This window comes from Streptomyces sp. CNH287 (assembly GCF_000424825.1).
Window position 1 is genome coordinate 63,523 of sequence record NZ_AUKQ01000003.1, and the last position, 16,070, is coordinate 79,592.

Here is a 16,070-nt window from a genome sequence, read left to right on the forward strand (position 1 = left end):
GTGCTCCGGCCGAGCCTGGCGCTTTGTGTCACCCCGTGCCAGTCCGGCCGGCGCAGCGAATCGGCGGCCTCCGAGGAAAAATATTGGTCTATACCTTGACTGGTTTAGACCAAGCGCGTTGACTGCGGCCTGTCAACATCCCCACCTGTGGCCCACGCCGCATACGAGGAGCGACCAAGTGTTGAGAAACCCCAGGCAGCCAGGAACACTCAGACGACGTATCAAGGCGTTCTTCGCCGTGGCGGGGCTGATGGCCGCGCTGGCAGTGATCCTCCCCGCGTCCTCCGCGAACGCCGCGGCTGTCGCCTGCGAGAGCCCCTGGAGCTCCAGCTCCGTCTACACCAAGGACCAGACCGTTTCCCACGGCGGGCGCAACTGGGCCGCGAAGTGGTGGACGACCGGCGAGACCCCCGGGACCACCGGGCAGTGGGGAGTCTGGGTCGACAAGGGCGCGTGCGGTGACGGCGGTGGCAACCCCGACCCCGATCCCTCGGACTTCGAGGTGAGCGAGGCGCAGTTCAACCAGATGTTCCCGAACAGGAACCCGTTCTACACCTACAAGGGCCTGGTCGACGCGCTGAAGGCGTACCCCGGGTTCACCAACACCGGTGACGCGACGACGCAGAAGCGGGAGGCCGCCGCGTTCCTGGCCAACATCAGCCACGAGACGGCCGGTCTCTTCTACATCGTCGAGCAGAACCAGAACAACTACCCGCACTACTGCGACAAGACGCAGCCCTACGGCTGCCCCGCTGGTCAGGCGGCCTACTACGGGCGCGGTCCGATCCAGCTGAGCTGGAACTTCAACTACAAGGCCGCGGGTGACGCGCTGGGCATCGACCTGCTCAACAACCCGTACCTGGTGGAGCAGGACCCGTCCATCGCGATGCAGACCGCCATCTGGTACTGGAACACCCAGAAGGGCCCGGGCACGATGACCGCGCACGACGCGATGGTCAAGGGCCACGGCTTCGGTCAGACGATCTGGGCCATCAACGGCGCTCTGGAGTGCAACGGCGGCAACCCCGCCCAGGTCGAGAGCCGGATCAACAAGTACAAGCAGTACACCTCGATCCTCGGCGTGACGCCGGGCGACAACCTCAGCTGCTGATACCCGGCTGAGGGCCTGCCGGCGAACCGGCAGGCTCGGAGAGTGCCGGAATCCCGCCGCGGCGGTGGCGGCGGCCAGCGCCGCGGCGGTGACCGGCACCGCGTATCCGAGCGACCCGGCACCCGGGCCTTCCCCCAGGTGCTGGGCCGCCCAGCCGCCGGACGCCGATCCGGCGGCGAGCCCGCGGCGAGCGCTGCTGAGCGGCGTGGTGACCGCGAGGGCCACCTCCCCCCTTGAGCCGCCCGCAGGTCTGGCACCGGATGTCCTGGCCGGGCTGTGCAACTGCGTCCCCGCGTCGTGGTGCCGCCGCGGCCCGGCGGCTACGCTGCTGCGGCAGCGGGGAGGGGCCGGGTGCGGCGCCGACGGGGGGCGTGCTCACGCGGTCGCGCGCCGCCGGGTGAGTCAGCGGTTTCGCGGGTGACACCTGGCGGCACGGCGTGGAGACCTCGGCTCCCCAGCGTCTGCGCGTGCCATACACCGGCCGGCACCGGCCGCTCTCCGGGAGGCGTCCATGTCCGCTGCGACCACCCCCGTACACCGACGCGGCTCCCGCTGGATCGAGCACTGGGACCCGGAGGACGAGGCCTTCTGGGAGGGCGGGGGGCAGCGGATCGCCCGCCGGAACCTGGTGTATTCGGTGCTGGCCGAGCACATCGGCTTCTCGGTCTGGAGCATGTTCTCCGTGCTGGCGCTCTTCATGGGCCCGGAGTACGGGATCGACGCCGCCGGGAAGTTCTTCCTGGTGGCCGTCGCCTCGCTGGTCGGCGCGGTGCTGCGGGTGCCGTACGGCTTCGCGGTGGCCCGCTTCGGCGGGCGGAACTGGACGGTGTTCAGCGCCGCCATGCTGTTCCTGCCCGTCACCGCGCTGCTCGTCGTCTTCGAGCCGGGCACCTCGTACGGGGTGTTCGTGGCCATGGCGGTGCTCACCGGCGTCGGCGGTGCCAACTTCGCCTCGGCCATGACCAACATCAACAGCTTCTACCCGCTGCGCCTCAAGGGCCGGGCCCTGGGGCTGAACGCCGGCGGCGGCAACATCGGCGTCGCCGTGGTGCAGCTCGTCGCGCTGCTGGTCATCGGCGTCGCCGGGGCGGACCGGCCGCGCCTGCTGCTCGTGATCTACCTGCCGCTGATCGTCGTGGCCACGCTGTGCGCCCTGCGCTTCATGGACAACCTGGGCCCGGTGGCCAACGACACGGGTGCGGCGCGGGAGGCCGCGGCGGACCGGCACACCTGGATCATGTCCGTGCTCTACATCGGCACCTTCGGCTCGTTCATCGGCTACAGCTTCGCCTTCGGGCTCGTCCTCCAGGGCCAGTTCGACCGCACGCCGCTCCAGGCCGCCGCGCTGACCTTCATCGGGCCGCTGCTCGGCTCGCTCATCCGGCCGGTCGGCGGCTACCTGGCGGACCGACGGGGCGGGGCGCGGGTGACGCTGTGGACCTTCGCGGCGATGACCGGCGCCTCCGCCGTGGTGATCACCGCGTCCGTACGGGAGTCGCTGGGGCTCTTCGTCACCGGCTTCGTACTGCTGTTCATCCTGACCGGCGTCGGCAACGGGTCGTCGTACAAGATGATCCCGGCCATCCACGAGGCCGGGGCCCGCTCGCGCGGTCTGACCGGCGAGGCCGCCTCCGCGCACGCGCGGCGGCTGTCCGGGGCCGCGATGTCGTTGATCGGCGCGGTGGGCGCGGTCGGCGGGCTGGGTATCAACCTCGCGCTGCGGCAGTCCTTCGTCAGCTCCGGGGGCGGTACGGGCGCGTTCGTCGCGTTCGCCTGCTACTACGTGGTGTGCGCTCTGCTCACCTGGGCGGTATACCTGCGGGTGCGGACACGGCCGCTGGGCAAAGAGGCCCGCGACGCCGGGGAGACGTCCGCGAACCGGGACCGTCACGGGCCGTTGACCGGCTCGGCACCGGGTCGCTGACCGCAGGGGCGGCGGCGCCGGGCCGGCCGGCGGCCCGGGGCGCAGGGAAGCACCGTGGACGAGGAGCGCATGGACGAGGTCACACCGCACGAGGCCGCACCGCAGGACGAGGCCGCACCCCCGCGCGAGGTCAGGCCGCTGGCGGGCTTCACCGTAGGGGTCACCGCCGCGCGCCGCGCCGAGGAACTGGGCGCGCTGCTGGAGCGGCGCGGCGCCGAGGTCATGCACGCGCCCGCCCTGCGCATCGTCCCGCTGGCCGACGACGCCGAGCTGCGGTCGGCCACCACCAGGCTGATCGAGACCGCGCCCGACGTCGTCGTCACCACCACCGCCATCGGCTTCCGCGGCTGGCTGGAGGCGGCGGACGGCTGGGGCGCCGGGGACGCGCTGCGGGAGCGGATGGCGTCCGCCGAACTGCTGGCGCGCGGCCCGAAGGTGCGCGGCGCGGTCCGTGCGGCCGGGCTGCGGGAGAGCTGGTCGCCCGCCTCGGAGTCGATGGCGGAGGTCCTCGCGCGGCTGCTGGAGGAGGGCGTACGAGGGCGGCGGATCGCCGTCCAGCTGCACGGCGATCCGCTGTCCGGCTTCGTCGCGACGCTGCGCGAAGCGGGCGCCGACGTGGTGGGGGTGCCGGTGTACCGCTGGCTGCCCCCCGAGGACATCGCGCCGGTGGACCGGCTGATCGACGCGGTGCTCGCCCGCTCCGTGCACGCGGTCACCTTCACCAGCGCGCCCGCCGCCTCCTCCCTGCTGGCGCGGGCCGCCGAACGCGCCCTGCGGGACGCGCTGGTGGACGCGCTGCGGGAAGACGTGCTGGTGGCCTGCGTGGGCCCGGTGACGGCGGCGCCGCTGGAGGCGTACGGCCTGCCCGCCCGGCAGCCGGAGCGCTTCCGGCTCGGCCCGCTGGTGCAACTGCTGTGCGCGCGGCTGCCGGAGCGCGGGCCGGTGCTGGAGATCTCCGGGCACCAGGTCGCGGTCCGCGGCCACGCGGTGGTCGTGGACGGCGAGCTGCGCGCGGTGCCGCCGGACGGCATGGCGCTGCTGCGGGTCCTGGCCGAGCGGCCCGGCCGGGTGGTCCCGCGCGCGGACCTGCTGCGTGCGCTGGGTGATGCGCCGCCCGGCCCGGGCGGCGGCGAGCACGCGGTGGAGACGGCGCTGGAGACGGCGGCGGCCCGGCTGCGGGCGGCGCTGGGGACGCCGGACCTCATCCTGACGGTGGACGGGCGCGGCTACCGCATCGCCGCCGAGCCGCTCGGGCCGCCCCGTACGCCGTGACGCGCGGGGGCGCGGCACCCCGGTGCGGCGCCTCCGGCCTGCGACACCGGCCTGCGACACAGCGGCTCGCGGCACCGCGCGCGTGGGTGCGCACCGCCCCGTCGGTCGCGTACGGTTGACGGCTGCCCCGCGAGCCTGTCGGGCGGCTTCCGATCGGGGCGGACCCTGACCGGGCCGCCACCGCCCGGCCCGGCTTCCGGGGCACTCAAGGAGAGCTGAGACGGAGCGAGCGACGGGGTCTCCCCAGGCCCGGCGGGGCCGGGGAGCGGTGCGGTGCACCAGGCCGCGTCCGCCGTCCGGCCGAAGCCACCCGACAGGCTCTGAGGACGGAAGAATGGGGACCGCGTTGGGAGCGCAGGACACAGCCGGGCACGCCGTACGGGACGACGGTGGCCGGGACCGCGAGATCCGCGCGGAGCAGGACCATCTCGACCAGGTGTACCGCCGCCTGGAGGAGAAGATCGACGAGGCGGAGTTCCTCATGAAGGACGCGGCGGAGCGCTCCAGGGTCGGCACCCCGGGAGCGCTCGCCGAGCGCGACGCGCAGGTCTTCCGCGCGGGCATCCACCTCAACCGGCTCAACAGCGAGTTCGAGGACTTCCTCTTCGGCCGCGTCGACCTGCTGTCCGGCAAGGACAGCGTGCGCGGCGCCGACGGGGCGTTCCTGTCGGTGGAGCCCGAGGAGTCGGCGGTCCGGGCCGACGGCAGCGCCGACATCGCCGAGACGCTGCACATCGGCCGCCTCGGCGTGCTCGACGCCGACTACTCGCCCCTGGTGATCGACTGGCGGGCGCCCGCCGCCGCGCCCTTCTACCGCGCCACCCCGGTCGAGCCCGGACGGGTCGTACGGCGCCGGGTCATCCGGAGCAAGGGGCGCCGCGTCCTCTCGGTGGAGGACGACCTGCTGCGCCCGGAGGTGCGCGCCTTCCTGGACGGCGCCGAGCTGGCCGTCGTCGGGGACGGCGCGCTGATGGCCGCGCTGGGGCGGGCCCGCGGCCACGCCATGCGCGACATCGTCGCCTCCATCCAGGCGGAACAGGACCTGGTCATCCGGGCGCCCGCCGCCTCCGTCACCGAGGTCGAGGGCGGACCCGGCACCGGCAAGACGGCGGTCGCCCTGCACCGGGCCGCCTACCTGCTCTACCAGGACCGGCGGCGCTACGCGGGCGGCATCCTGATCGTGAGCCCGACGCCGCTGCTGGTGTCCTACACCGAGGGCGTACTGCCGTCGCTGGGTGAGGAGGGGCAGGTCGCCATCCGGGCGCTGGGCTCGCTGGGCGAGGGGGCCGAGCAGGGGCGCGACGCGCGCACGGCGTACGACCCGCCGCCCGTCGCGCGGATCAAGGGGTCGGGGCGCATGGTGCGGGTGCTGCGCAACGCCGCGCGCGGTGCGCTGGACACCCCGCCGGCCCGGACCGGCGGCACCCCGGGCGCGGCGGGCGGTTCCGGCGGCCCCGACGGCTCCGGCGACGGCGCCGCGCCCCGTACGCCCACCCGGCTGCGGGTGGTGGCGTTCGGCGCGCGGATCGAGCTGGGCCCCGAGGAGCTGCGCCGGGCCAGGGCGCAGGTGCTCGGCGGCACCGCCCCGGTGAACCTGATGCGCCCCCGCGCCCGCCGGTTCGTGCTGGACGCGCTGTGGGCCGAGTCCGGCGGGGACCGTCGGCACCCCGGCGATCCGGAGCTGGCCGCCGAGGCTCGGGCGGCCTTCGACGAGGACGTCTCGACGGAGCCGGAGTTCCTCGACTTCCTGGACGCCTGGTGGCCCGAGCTGACCCCGCGCCGGGTGCTCGCCGCGATGGCGGACGAGCGGCGGCTGGAGCGCTGGTCGCGCCGCGTGCTGCGCGGGGCCGAGGTACGGCGGCTGGCGCGCTCGCTGCGCAGGCTGGACGCGGCGGGGCAGGGTCCGCTCTCCGTGCACGACGTCGCCCTGCTGGACGAGTTGCAGGTGCTGCTGGGCACGCCCGCGCGCCCTCGGCAGCCGAGCGAGGCCGACCTGTTGGCCGAGTTGGGCGTACAGGAGCTGACGACCGCCGCGGACCGCAACCCGGGCCGCCGGGAGCGGTCGGAGCGCCTCGCCGAGGAGCGCACGGAGTACGCGCACGTGATCGTGGACGAGGCGCAGGATCTGACGCCGATGCAGTGGCGGATGGTCGGCCGCCGGGGCAGGCACGCGACGTGGACGGTGGTGGGCGATCCGGCGCAGAGCTCCTGGACCGATCCGGAGGAGGCCGCCGCCGCCCGTGACGAGGCGCTCGGCACCCGGCCCCGGCGCCGCTTCGAACTGACCGTCAACTACCGCAACCCGGCCGAGGTCGCCGTGCTCGCCGACCGGGTGCTGGCGCTGGCGGTGCCCGCGGCGGTGCCGCCGAGGGCGGTGCGCTCCACGGGGCTGGAGCCGCGGTTCGCCGTCGCGCAGGGGGACTTGGGCGCGTCCGTGCGGGAGGAGACGCAGCGGCTGCTGGACGAGGTGGACGGCACGGTCGGTGTCGTCGTCGCCATGGAGCGGCGCGCGGAGGCACGGGAATGGCTGGCCGGGCTGGGGGAGCGGGCGGTGGCGCTGGGCAGCCTGGAGGCCAAGGGGCTGGAGTACGACGCGACGCTCGTCGTCTCCCCGGCCCAGATCGCGGGGATCGCCGCGCGCGCGGAGGCCGCCGCCGGGGAGCGCCCGGCCGGGCTGCGGGTGCTGTACGTGGCGCTGACGCGGGCCACGCAGCGGCTGACGATCCTCTCGGGCGAGGGGGATCTGCCGGACGCGGAGGGCGTGCCCGACCTGCTGCGGGAGTGAAGCGGCCCGGAGGGCGGGCCCGGCCCGGGGGCGGCGGCGGAATCGGCCCCGTGAGAGGGGAATCGCCTTGTGGGACTCTTTGTTAGCCTGGTGAGTGGCACCGGCCCGATCCATGCCCCCGGGCCCAACCATAGTCGCTACGAGCGACCACTTGCCGCGAGGCGAGCTGGCGGGTCGGTGCCACCTCCTGCGTTCTCCGTTGCGTTCCCCGTCCGCCGGGGCGGCTGCCGCGTCGCCTGCCGCGTTCTCCGTCCCGGTTACGCGATGACGCGGACGCCCTCTGCCTGCGGGCCCTTGAGCCCCTGGCCGATCTCGAACTCCACCCGCTGGGTGTCCTCGAGGCTGCGGTAGCCGTCGCCGTTGATCGAGCTGTAGTGGACGAAGAGGTCCGGCCCGCCGCCCTCCTGGGCGATGAAGCCGTACCCCTTCTCCGCGTTGAACCACTTGACCGTGCCCTGAGCCATGTCCTTGGTCTCCCGTGAGTGCAGAGGTTTGCGGGCCAGATCCTAGGGCGCCTTGGGATGATTTCTGGTGATTGAGGGCGCATTTCCCTTGATCATCCGTATCCGCGCGGAGGTTCCGTGCGGCCGTGGCACTCTCGTATGGTGGAAGTGAGATTCCGGCAGCGGAGGGTGATTACCGCGCATCCCCAGGTAGGTGGGATTATCTCGGGGTGTGCCGCGCACGGCGCACCGCGCCAAGGGAAAGCAGAGGAAGTCGGTCATGGCAACGGCGCCAAGCGTCTCGTACTCGATGACGGTCCGTCTTGAGGTCCCCGCCGGCGGGTCCGCGGTCAGTCAGCTCACCACGGCCGTGGAGTCCTCGGGCGGTTCGGTCACCGGTCTCGACGTCACCGCGTCCGGTCACGAGCGGCTCCGGATCGACGTCACGATCGCCGCGACCTCCACGGCGCACGCCGACGAGATCGTCGGCAAGCTGCACGGCATCGAGGGCGTCACGCTGGGCAAGGTCTCCGACCGTACGTTCCTGATGCACCTCGGCGGCAAGATCGAGATGTCGTCGAAACACCCCATTCGCAACCGTGACGACCTGTCGATGGTGTACACCCCCGGCGTCGCCCGGGTGTGCATGCAGATCGCCGAGCACCCCGAGGACGCGCGCCGGCTGACCATCAAGCGCAACAGCGTCGCCGTGGTCACCGACGGCTCGGCCGTGCTCGGCCTGGGCAACATCGGCCCGCAGGCCGCGCTGCCGGTGATGGAGGGCAAGGCGGCCCTCTTCAAGCGGTTCGCCGGCATCGACGCCTGGCCGCTGTGCCTGGACACCCAGGACACCGACATGATCGTGGAGACGGTCAAGGCCATCGCCCCCGGCTTCGCCGGGATCAACCTCGAGGACATCTCCGCACCCCGCTGCTTCGAGATCGAGGCGCGGCTGCGCGAGGCGCTGGACATCCCCGTCTTCCACGACGACCAGCACGGCACCGCCATCGTCGTGCTCGCCTCGCTGCACAACGCGCTGCGCGTGGTCGAGAAGCGGATCGAGGACGTACGGGTCGTCATGTCCGGGGCCGGCGCCGCCGGGACGGCGATCCTGCGGCTGCTGCTGGCGGCCGGCGTGAAGCACGCCGTCGTCGCGGACATCCACGGGGTGGTGCACGCGGGCCGCACCGACCTGGTGAACGCCGAGGCCGACTCCCCGCTGCGCTGGATCGCGGCGAACACCAACCCCGAGGGGGTCACCGGCACCCTCAAAGAGGCCGTCGCCGGTGCCGACGTCTTCATCGGCGTCTCCGCGCCCAACGTGCTCGGCGCGTCCGACGTGGCGACGATGGCGCCGGGCGCCATCGTGTTCGCGCTCGCCAACCCCGACCCGGAGGTGGACCCGGCCGAGGCGCGCCGTACGGCGGCCGTCGTCGCCACCGGGCGCTCCGACTTCCCCAACCAGATCAACAACGTGCTGGTCTTCCCGGGTGTCTTCCGCGGCCTGCTGGACGCGCAGTCGCGCACGGTGGACGACGAGATGATGCTGGCGGCGGCGCGGGCGCTGGCCGACGTGGTGCACGAGGACGAGCTGAACGCGAACTACATCATCCCCAGCGTCTTCAACGAGAAGGTCTCCGGCGCCGTCGCCGGAGCGGTGCGCAACGCCGCCAGGCCGCCGCGTGGCGCCGACGAGAGCGGGCCGGGTGAGCCGTCCGAGCTGACGGACTGAAGCCCGCCGCAGCCCGCCGCGACGCGCCCGGAGCGGGCCGCGTGGAGCCGTCCTCCTGGTGAGAGGTCGGTCACCACGAGCCTCCGCCTGCCCGGGACCGGCGCGTCGCGGGATGCGGCACCCGTACGGCCCCCTTAGTGTTGCGGGAGCCGCACGGACAGAGCCTACGGAGCGTCAGCCGCGAACCAATGGCACTTTTCGGGTGACTCCGCCGGGTGCCGGTTTGCGCGCCGGATTGGATTTCCCGCCGCAGGTGGGGGCAGGATGCGTCACTGGGCGCGGGGGTCTGAACGGAGACCCGGGTCCGGGGAGTGTCCGAGGCCCCTGGCAGCATCGGCTTCGAACTCACGCCTCATCGGCAAGAAGAACACGGGAGTAACAGACTATGAACCGCAGTGAGCTGGTGGCCGCTCTGTCCGAGCGTGCCGAGGTGACCCGTAAGGACGCCGACGCCGTTCTGGCCGCGCTCGCCGAGACAGTCGGCGAGATTGTCTCCAAGGGGGACGAGAAGGTCACCATCCCCGGCTTTCTCACCTTCGAGCGCACCCACCGTGCCGCTCGTACGGCGCGCAACCCGCAGACCGGCGACCCGATCGAGATCCCGGCCGGGTACAGCGTGAAGGTCTCGGCGGGCTCCAAGCTGAAGGAAGCCGCCAAGGGCAAGTGATCCGCTGACTTCTGGCGGACTGTAAGGCAGTGAGAGGGGCGGCCACCCGGCACGGGTGGCCGCCCCTCTCGGCGTGCGCGCGGAGCCCGGCGTACGCCGCCTGCGCCGCGCCTGCGGGCTACGGGCTACGGGCGCTCGATCTTGGCGCCCAGCTGGACCAGCTTCTCCATGAAGTTCTCGTAGCCGCGGTTGATCAGGTCGATGCCGTGCACCCGCGAGGTGCCCTGCGCGGCCAGCGCGGCGATCAGGTACGAGAACCCGCCGCGCAGGTCCGGGATCACCAGATCGGCGCCCTGGAGCTTGGTGGGGCCCGAAACGACCGCCGAGTGGAGGAAGTTGCGCTGCCCGAAACGGCACGGGGTGCCGCCAAGGCATTCGCGGTAGACCTGGATGTGCGCGCCCATCTGGTTGAGCGCGGAGGTGAAGCCGAGCCGCGACTCGTAGACCGTCTCGTGCACGATGGACAGGCCGGACGCCTGCGTCAGCGCCACCACCAGCGGCTGCTGCCAGTCGGTCTGGAAGCCGGGGTGCACGTCGGTCTCCAGCGCGATGGCGTTCAGCGGGCCGCCGGGGTGCCAGAAGCGGATGCCCTCGTCGCCGATCTCGAACGCGCCGCCGACCCGCCGGAAGGTGTTCAGGAAGGTCATCATCTCGCGCTGTCGGGCGCCGTGGACGTAGACGCTGCCCCCGGTCGCCAGCGCCGCGCTCGCCCACGAGGCCGCCTCCAGGCGGTCCGGGAGGGCACGGTGGGTGTAGCCGCCGAGGCGGTCCACGCCGGTGATGCGGATGGTGCGGTCCGTGTCCACCGAGATGATCGCGCCCATCTTCTGGAGCACGCAGATCAGGTCCTCGATCTCCGGTTCGACGGCCGCGTTGGAGAGTTCGGTCACACCCTCCGCCAGCACGGCGGTCAGCAGCACCTGCTCGGTGGAGCCGACCGAGGGGTACGGCAGCTGGATCTTGCAGCCGCGCAGCCGCTGCGGCGCCTCCAGGTACTGGCCGTCGGCGCGCTTCTCGATCGTCGCGCCGAAGCGGCGCAGGACGTCGAAGTGGAAGTCGACGGGCCGGCCGCCGATGTCGCAGCCGCCCAGCCCGGGGATGAAGGCGTGCCCCAGGCGGTGCAGCAGCGGGCCGCAGAAGAGGATGGGGATGCGCGAGGAGCCCGCGTGCGCGTCGATGTCGGCGACGTTCGCGCTCTCCACGTGCGAGGGGTCGAGCACCAGCTCACCGGGCTCGTCCCCGGCGCGTACGGTCACGCCGTGCAGTTGCAGCAGGCCGCGTACGACCCGGACGTCGCGGATGTCGGGCACATTGCGCAGCCGACTCGGCTCACTGCCGAGCAGCGCGGTCACCATGGCCTTGGGCACGAGGTTCTTCGCGCCACGGACCCGGATCTCGCCCTCGAGTGGGGTACCACCGTGGACTAGCAGGACATCATCGGTGCCGGTCATGGATCTCCGCGTTCCTGGAGACGGGCTGGGGACGTCAGCAAGCGTAATGGCCATGGGCCGGGTTTCTGTACGGGTGCGTCCGCGCCAGGTCCGCCCGGGACCCGCCGCGCGGTCCCGGGTGCCCGCGCCGCACGCCTTCGGGCCGCACGGTTGAGGCGTTGACCTCCCGCGAACGGCCCGGGTGCGGGATCATTGCCGCATGACCGAGGTGTCCTCGCTCACCGGGCGGCTGCTGGTCGCCTCCCCGGTGCTGTCCGACCCGAACTTCGACCGCGCCGTCGTCCTCGTCCTCGACCACGACGAGGAGGGCTCGCTGGGCGTCGTGCTCAACCGCCCGACGCCCGTCGGGGTGGGCGACATCCTGGAGCCGTGGGCCGAGCTGGCGGGCGAGCCGGGCGTCGTCTTCCAGGGCGGCCCGGTCTCGCTGGACGCGGCGCTGGGCGTGGCCGTCGTGCCGTCCGCCCGGGACCGCACCGGCAGCGGACCGCTGGGCTGGCGCCGGGTGCACGGCGCGATCGGCCTGGTGGACCTGGAGGAGCCGCCCGAGCTGCTCGCCGGGGAGCTGGGGTCGCTGCGCATCTTCGCGGGGTACGCGGGCTGGGGCGCCGGGCAGCTGGACGCCGAGCTGGCCGAGGGTGCGTGGTACGTGGTGGATTCGGAGCCGGGGGACGTCTCCTCGCCCGATCCGGAGCGGCTGTGGCGGGCGGTGCTGCGCCGGCAGCGCAGCGAGCTGGCCATGGTGGCGACCTATCCGGACGATCCCTCGCTGAACTGAGCTGAGCTGAACCGAGCTGAGCTGAGCTGAACCGAGCTGTCGCGCGCTCGCCGGGAGTCCTCCTGCTGTCGCGGGGGAGCCCGTAAGCTTGGGACACATGAGCACACTCGAGCCCGAGCGCGGGGCGGGCACCGGCACGCTCGTCGAGCCGACCCCGCAGACATCGCACGGCGACGGCGACCACGAGCGCTTCGCCCACTATGTCCAGAAGGACAAGATCATGGCGAGCGCGCTCGACGGTACGCCCGTCGTCGCGCTCTGCGGCAAGGTCTGGGTACCGGGGCGCGACCCCAAGAAGTATCCGGTCTGCCCCATGTGCAAGGAGATCTTCGAAACCATGGGTGCCGGCGGCGACAAGGGGGGCAAGGGAGGCAAGGACGGCAAGGGCGCCGGCAAGAAGTAGCCACCCGCCCCGTCCCGTTCCTACCCTCTTCGCCCGCCCGCCGCCCGCGGGGCCGTGACCCGGCCCCTTCCTGGTTCTGCCCCGGCACCGCCGCCGCCCGTGTCCCGTACGCGGGCGGTGCGGCACCGCACAGCGCGCCCCGGCCCGCCTCTTTCGATCAGAGGCGGGCCGGGGCGCGCTGCGTCGCGTGCCGTCACGGTCGGTGATCACGGCGCTGTGCGCTGCGGGGCGGTGACTTCCGCGCGACCTCGACGCGGCGGGGGCATTGCACGGAACGCTTTGGCGGGTCACGGATTGGTCGAGACCTCTTGTGGGGCGGGTGCGCGCGCCCATAACCTCCTGCGAAGTTGTGCAGTACGAAACAGGCGTTGCGAATGTTGCAACACTATCCCGCTGGGGGTTCCGCTCATGAGAGTTTCCGCCCGGGTGGCCGCGTCGATAGCGGCTCTCACGCTGGCCGGCCTGACGGCGACGGCGTGCGCGCCGTCCTCGTCCGACGGTGGCGACAAGAAGGACGACAAGAGCGGCACCCTGCGGGTGTGGCTTTTCCAGGAGGTCAACAACAAGCCGAAGCAGGAGATCGTCAACGACGTCGTCGCCGACTTCGAGAAGGCCAACGACGGCGCCAAGGTGGACATCCAGTACATCCCCGTGGACAGCCGCGCCGAGAAGATCAAGGGCGCGCTGAACGACCCGGACTCCGCCCCCGACGTGATCGAGTTCGGCAACACGGACACCGCCGGGTACGTCGCGGACGGCGGCCTCCTGGACGTCTCCAAGGAGTTCGCGGCCTGGGACGAGGCCAAGGACCAGGACCCGACCGCCACGGAGTCCGTCACCGTCGACGACAAGGTCTACGGGGCGCCTCTCTTCGTGGGTGTACGCGCGCTGTACTACCGCACCGATGTATTCAAGGACCTGGACCTCACGGTACCCAAGACGCTCGCCGAGGTCTCGTCCACGGCCAAGAAGATCAAGAAGGAACGGCCCGAGATGTACGGGCTGATGGTCGGCGGCGCCTACACCTACGGCGCGATGCCCTTCATCTGGGCACACGGCGGCGACATCGCCGAGAAGAAGGGCGACTCCTACACTTCGACGATCGACAGCCCGGAGGCCAAGAAGGGCATCAAGGCCTACACCGACCTGTTCGGCAAGGAGAACTGCCCGCCCGCCAACTGCGCCCAGATGACCGGCAACGACAACGTCGAGGCCTTCACCAGCGGCAAGGCCGGGATGGTCCTGGGCGGCGACTTCAACCGCCAGGCCATGGAGGACGGCAAGGTCAAGGGCAAGTACAAGGTCGTGCCGCTGCCGGGCGTCAAGGCGGGCGAGAACGCACCCGGCTTCGCGGGCGGCAACAACGTCGGTGTCATGAAGAGCACTTCGCACCGCACCCTGGCCGTCGACCTGATGAAGCGCCTGGCCGGCAAGGAGACGCAGGAGCGCCTCTTCAAGGCCATGGGCTTCCTGCCGACCTTCGCCGACACCCGCAAGAAGATCGCCGCCGAGGAGCCGTGGGTCGCGCCGTTCGTGCAGACGCTGGAGGACGGCGCCAAGTTCGTGCCGGCCAGCCCCGCGTGGGGCGAGATCGACGCCGGCATGGTCCTGCCGACCATGTTCCAGCAGATCGTCAGCGGCAAGCAGGACGTCGACGCCGCGGCCGGTGACGCGGCGAAGAAGATGGATGAGGCATTCGCCAAGTGAAGGTCACCGCACCCGTCTCGCGGCGCGGGGGCAGGTGGACGCCCTGGCTCTACCTCGCCCCCGCGCTGCTGGTACTCGCCGCCCTGCTGGCCTACCCGATCTACCAGCTGGGCCTGATCTCACTCCTCGAATACACCCAGGCCCAGGTCAGCGGCGGGGAGACGGCCACCTTCCAGGGGCTCGCGAACTACACCGAGCTGTTCGGCGACAAGCAGTTCTGGGACGTGCTGCTGGCCACGGTCGTCTTCGCCGCCCTGTGCGTGACCGGCACCCTGACGGTGGGGTGCAGCCTCGCCGTCCTGCTCACGCGCATCCGGGCGCTGCCGCGGCTGGTCCTGATGCTGGCCGCGCTCGGCGCCTGGGCCACGCCCGCGATCACCGGCTCCACCGTCTGGATGTTCCTCTTCGACGCCGACTTCGGCCCGGTCAACAAACTGCTCGGGCTGGGTGACCACTCCTGGACCTACGGGCGCTACAGCGCGTTCTTCCTGGTGTTCCTGGAAATCGTCTGGTGCTCGTTCCCGTTCGTGATGGTGACGATGTACGCCGGTATCCGGGCCATCCCCAGCGAGGTGCTGGAGGCGGCCTCGCTGGACGGCGCCTCGGCGCTGCGCATCTGGCGCAGCATCATGGCGCCGATGCTGCGGCCCATTCTCATCGTGGTGACGATCCAGTCCATCATCTGGGACTTCAAGATCTTCACCCAGATCTATGTCATGACGGACGGCGGCGGTATCGCCGGACAGAATCTCGTACTGAATGTCTACGCGTATCAGAAGGCGTTCTCCTCCTCGCAGTACAGCCTCGGTGCGGCAATCGGTGTCGTCATGCTGGTGATCCTGCTGGGCGTCACGCTCGTTTATCTGCGACTGCTGCGCCGGAAGGGTGAGGAACTGTGATGATGCGGGTCAAGAAACCCTGGCGGCTCGCCGCGGAGTCGGTGGCGGTGCTCATCGCCGTCGTCGTCGCCTTCCCCATCTACTGGATGATGCTGTCCGCCTTCAAACCGGCTGGTGAGGTGCAGTCGGACGAGCCGCGGCCGTGGACGCTGAGCCCCTCGCTGGACTCCTTCCGGCGCGTCTTCGAGCAGCAGGACTTCGGGCGGTACTTCCTCAACAGCCTGCTGGTCGCGGGCGCCGTCGTCATCGCCTCGGCGCTCATCGCGTTCCTCGCGGCGACCGCCGTGACGCGGTTCCGCTTCAAATTCCGCACCACGCTGCTCATCATGTTCCTGACCGCGCAGATGGTGCCGATCGAGGCGCTGACGATCCCGATGTTCTTCCTCATGCGGGATTTCAACGCGCTCAACACCCTGGCCTCGCTGATCATTCCGCATATCGCCTTCTCACTGCCGTTCGCCATCTGGATGCTGCGCGGATTCGTGAAAGCGGTACCCGAGGCCCTGGAGGAACAGGCGTTCATCGACGGGGCCAGCCGTACCAGATTCCTGTGGCAGATCCTCTTCCCGCTGGTGTTCCCCGGCCTGGTGGCGACGAGCGTCTTCTCGTTCATCACCACCTGGAACGACTTCCTGTTCGCCAAGTCGTTCATCATCAGCGCCACCGAGAACTCCACGCTCCCGATGGCCCTGCTGGTCTTCTTCGACACCGAGACCCCCGACTGGGGCGGCGTCATGGCGGCGTCGACGATCATGACCATCCCGGTCCTGATCTTCTTCATCGCCGTGCAGCGGCACCTTGTCTCCGGACTCGGCGGAGCGATGAAGGACTGAGAGCCCGCGGGACCGAGAACCGCGGGACCGAGAACCCGCGGGGCAACCCGTCAGCCCACGTTCGGAAA

The 16,070-nt window shown here is 71.5% G+C and carries 13 protein-coding genes; 11 read left to right on the forward strand and 2 right to left on the reverse strand.

What is annotated here, in order from left to right; all coding sequences use genetic code 11:
• Window positions 1-250: 250 nt before the first annotated feature.
• The 4 genes from H299_RS0100230 to H299_RS0100245 all read left to right on the forward strand — a co-directional run bounded on the left by H299_RS0100230 (window position 251) and on the right by H299_RS0100245 (window position 7,092).
• Window positions 251-1,111, forward strand: coding sequence for a glycoside hydrolase family 19 protein (locus H299_RS0100230; RefSeq protein WP_051262054.1), 861 nt, complete (start codon window positions 251-253; stop codon window positions 1,109-1,111).
• Window positions 1,112-1,622: 511 nt separating this feature from the next.
• The gene (locus H299_RS31340; RefSeq protein ID WP_078512348.1) at window positions 1,623-3,035 is read left to right on the forward strand and encodes an MFS transporter; all 1,413 of its coding nucleotides are present in this window, start codon (window positions 1,623-1,625) and stop codon (window positions 3,033-3,035) included.
• Between the two features lie 69 nt (window positions 3,036-3,104).
• Complete coding sequence (locus H299_RS31345) at window positions 3,105-4,307, forward strand: uroporphyrinogen-III synthase (RefSeq protein WP_037757310.1); 1,203 nt, start codon at window positions 3,105-3,107, stop codon at window positions 4,305-4,307.
• Window positions 4,308-4,653: 346 nt separating this feature from the next.
• Window positions 4,654-7,092, forward strand: a complete 2,439-nt coding sequence (locus tag H299_RS0100245) for a UvrD-helicase domain-containing protein (RefSeq protein WP_027746770.1) — start codon at window positions 4,654-4,656, stop codon at window positions 7,090-7,092.
• Window positions 7,093-7,349: 257 nt separating this feature from the next.
• On the opposite strand, the gene H299_RS0100250 is transcribed toward H299_RS0100245, so the two are convergent.
• Entirely contained in the window at window positions 7,350-7,556 is a 207-nt protein-coding gene (locus H299_RS0100250) for a cold shock domain-containing protein (protein WP_027746771.1), read from the reverse strand.
• Window positions 7,557-7,815: 259 nt separating this feature from the next.
• Between H299_RS0100250 and H299_RS31350 the strand changes: the two genes are divergently transcribed.
• Window positions 7,816-9,267, forward strand: a complete 1,452-nt coding sequence (locus H299_RS31350) for an NAD-dependent malic enzyme (RefSeq protein WP_037757171.1) — start codon at window positions 7,816-7,818, stop codon at window positions 9,265-9,267.
• Window positions 9,268-9,652: 385 nt separating this feature from the next.
• A complete protein-coding gene (locus tag H299_RS0100260) occupies window positions 9,653-9,934 on the forward strand; it encodes an HU family DNA-binding protein (protein ID WP_027746772.1) in 282 nt (93 codons plus the stop codon).
• 125 nt (window positions 9,935-10,059) lie between these two features.
• On the opposite strand, the gene murA is transcribed toward H299_RS0100260, so the two are convergent.
• Complete coding sequence (gene murA, locus H299_RS0100265; RefSeq protein ID WP_027746773.1) at window positions 10,060-11,385, reverse strand: UDP-N-acetylglucosamine 1-carboxyvinyltransferase; 1,326 nt, start codon at window positions 11,383-11,385, stop codon at window positions 10,060-10,062.
• 199 nt (window positions 11,386-11,584) lie between these two features.
• Here murA and H299_RS0100270 point away from each other — a divergent pair, with 199 nt between their 5' ends.
• The 5 genes from H299_RS0100270 to H299_RS0100290 all read left to right on the forward strand — a co-directional run bounded on the left by H299_RS0100270 (window position 11,585) and on the right by H299_RS0100290 (window position 16,002).
• Window positions 11,585-12,160 carry a YqgE/AlgH family protein gene (locus H299_RS0100270; RefSeq protein WP_027746774.1) on the forward strand — a complete coding sequence of 192 codons (576 nt, stop codon included), beginning with the start codon at window positions 11,585-11,587 and terminating at the stop codon, window positions 12,158-12,160.
• A gap of 97 nt (window positions 12,161-12,257) precedes the next feature.
• Window positions 12,258-12,563, forward strand: coding sequence for a DUF3039 domain-containing protein (locus H299_RS0100275; protein ID WP_027746775.1), 306 nt, complete (start codon window positions 12,258-12,260; stop codon window positions 12,561-12,563).
• 408 nt (window positions 12,564-12,971) lie between these two features.
• Window positions 12,972-14,270, forward strand: coding sequence for an extracellular solute-binding protein (locus tag H299_RS0100280; RefSeq protein WP_027746776.1), 1,299 nt, complete (start codon window positions 12,972-12,974; stop codon window positions 14,268-14,270).
• Window positions 14,267-15,169, forward strand: a complete 903-nt coding sequence (locus tag H299_RS0100285; RefSeq protein ID WP_037757174.1) for an ABC transporter permease subunit — start codon at window positions 14,267-14,269, stop codon at window positions 15,167-15,169. The genes H299_RS0100280 and H299_RS0100285 overlap by 4 nt, the downstream gene beginning before the upstream one ends.
• The gene (locus H299_RS0100290) at window positions 15,169-16,002 is read left to right on the forward strand and encodes a carbohydrate ABC transporter permease (protein ID WP_037757175.1); all 834 of its coding nucleotides are present in this window, start codon (window positions 15,169-15,171) and stop codon (window positions 16,000-16,002) included. The genes H299_RS0100285 and H299_RS0100290 overlap by 1 nt, the downstream gene beginning before the upstream one ends.
• Window positions 16,003-16,070: the final 68 nt, after the last annotated feature.

Bases quoted from the DNA above. Each gene is read 5' to 3' on its own strand.
- H299_RS0100230 (WP_051262054.1), top strand. From the start codon at position 251: ATGGCCGCGCTGGCAGTGATCCTCCCCGCGTCCTCCGCGAACGCCGCG.
- H299_RS31340 (WP_078512348.1), top strand. From the start codon at position 1,623: ATGTCCGCTGCGACCACCCCCGTACACCGACGCGGCTCCCGCTGGATC.
- H299_RS31345 (WP_037757310.1), top strand. From the start codon at position 3,105: ATGGACGAGGTCACACCGCACGAGGCCGCACCGCAGGACGAGGCCGCA.
- H299_RS0100250 (WP_027746771.1), bottom strand. From the start codon at position 7,556: ATGGCTCAGGGCACGGTCAAGTGGTTCAACGCGGAGAAGGGGTACGGC.
- H299_RS31350 (WP_037757171.1), top strand. From the start codon at position 7,816: ATGGCAACGGCGCCAAGCGTCTCGTACTCGATGACGGTCCGTCTTGAG.
- H299_RS0100260 (WP_027746772.1), top strand. From the start codon at position 9,653: ATGAACCGCAGTGAGCTGGTGGCCGCTCTGTCCGAGCGTGCCGAGGTG.
- murA (WP_027746773.1), bottom strand. From the start codon at position 11,385: ATGACCGGCACCGATGATGTCCTGCTAGTCCACGGTGGTACCCCACTC.
- H299_RS0100270 (WP_027746774.1), top strand. From the start codon at position 11,585: ATGACCGAGGTGTCCTCGCTCACCGGGCGGCTGCTGGTCGCCTCCCCG.
- H299_RS0100275 (WP_027746775.1), top strand. From the start codon at position 12,258: ATGAGCACACTCGAGCCCGAGCGCGGGGCGGGCACCGGCACGCTCGTC.
- H299_RS0100280 (WP_027746776.1), top strand. From the start codon at position 12,972: ATGAGAGTTTCCGCCCGGGTGGCCGCGTCGATAGCGGCTCTCACGCTG.
- H299_RS0100290 (WP_037757175.1), top strand. From the start codon at position 15,169: ATGATGCGGGTCAAGAAACCCTGGCGGCTCGCCGCGGAGTCGGTGGCG.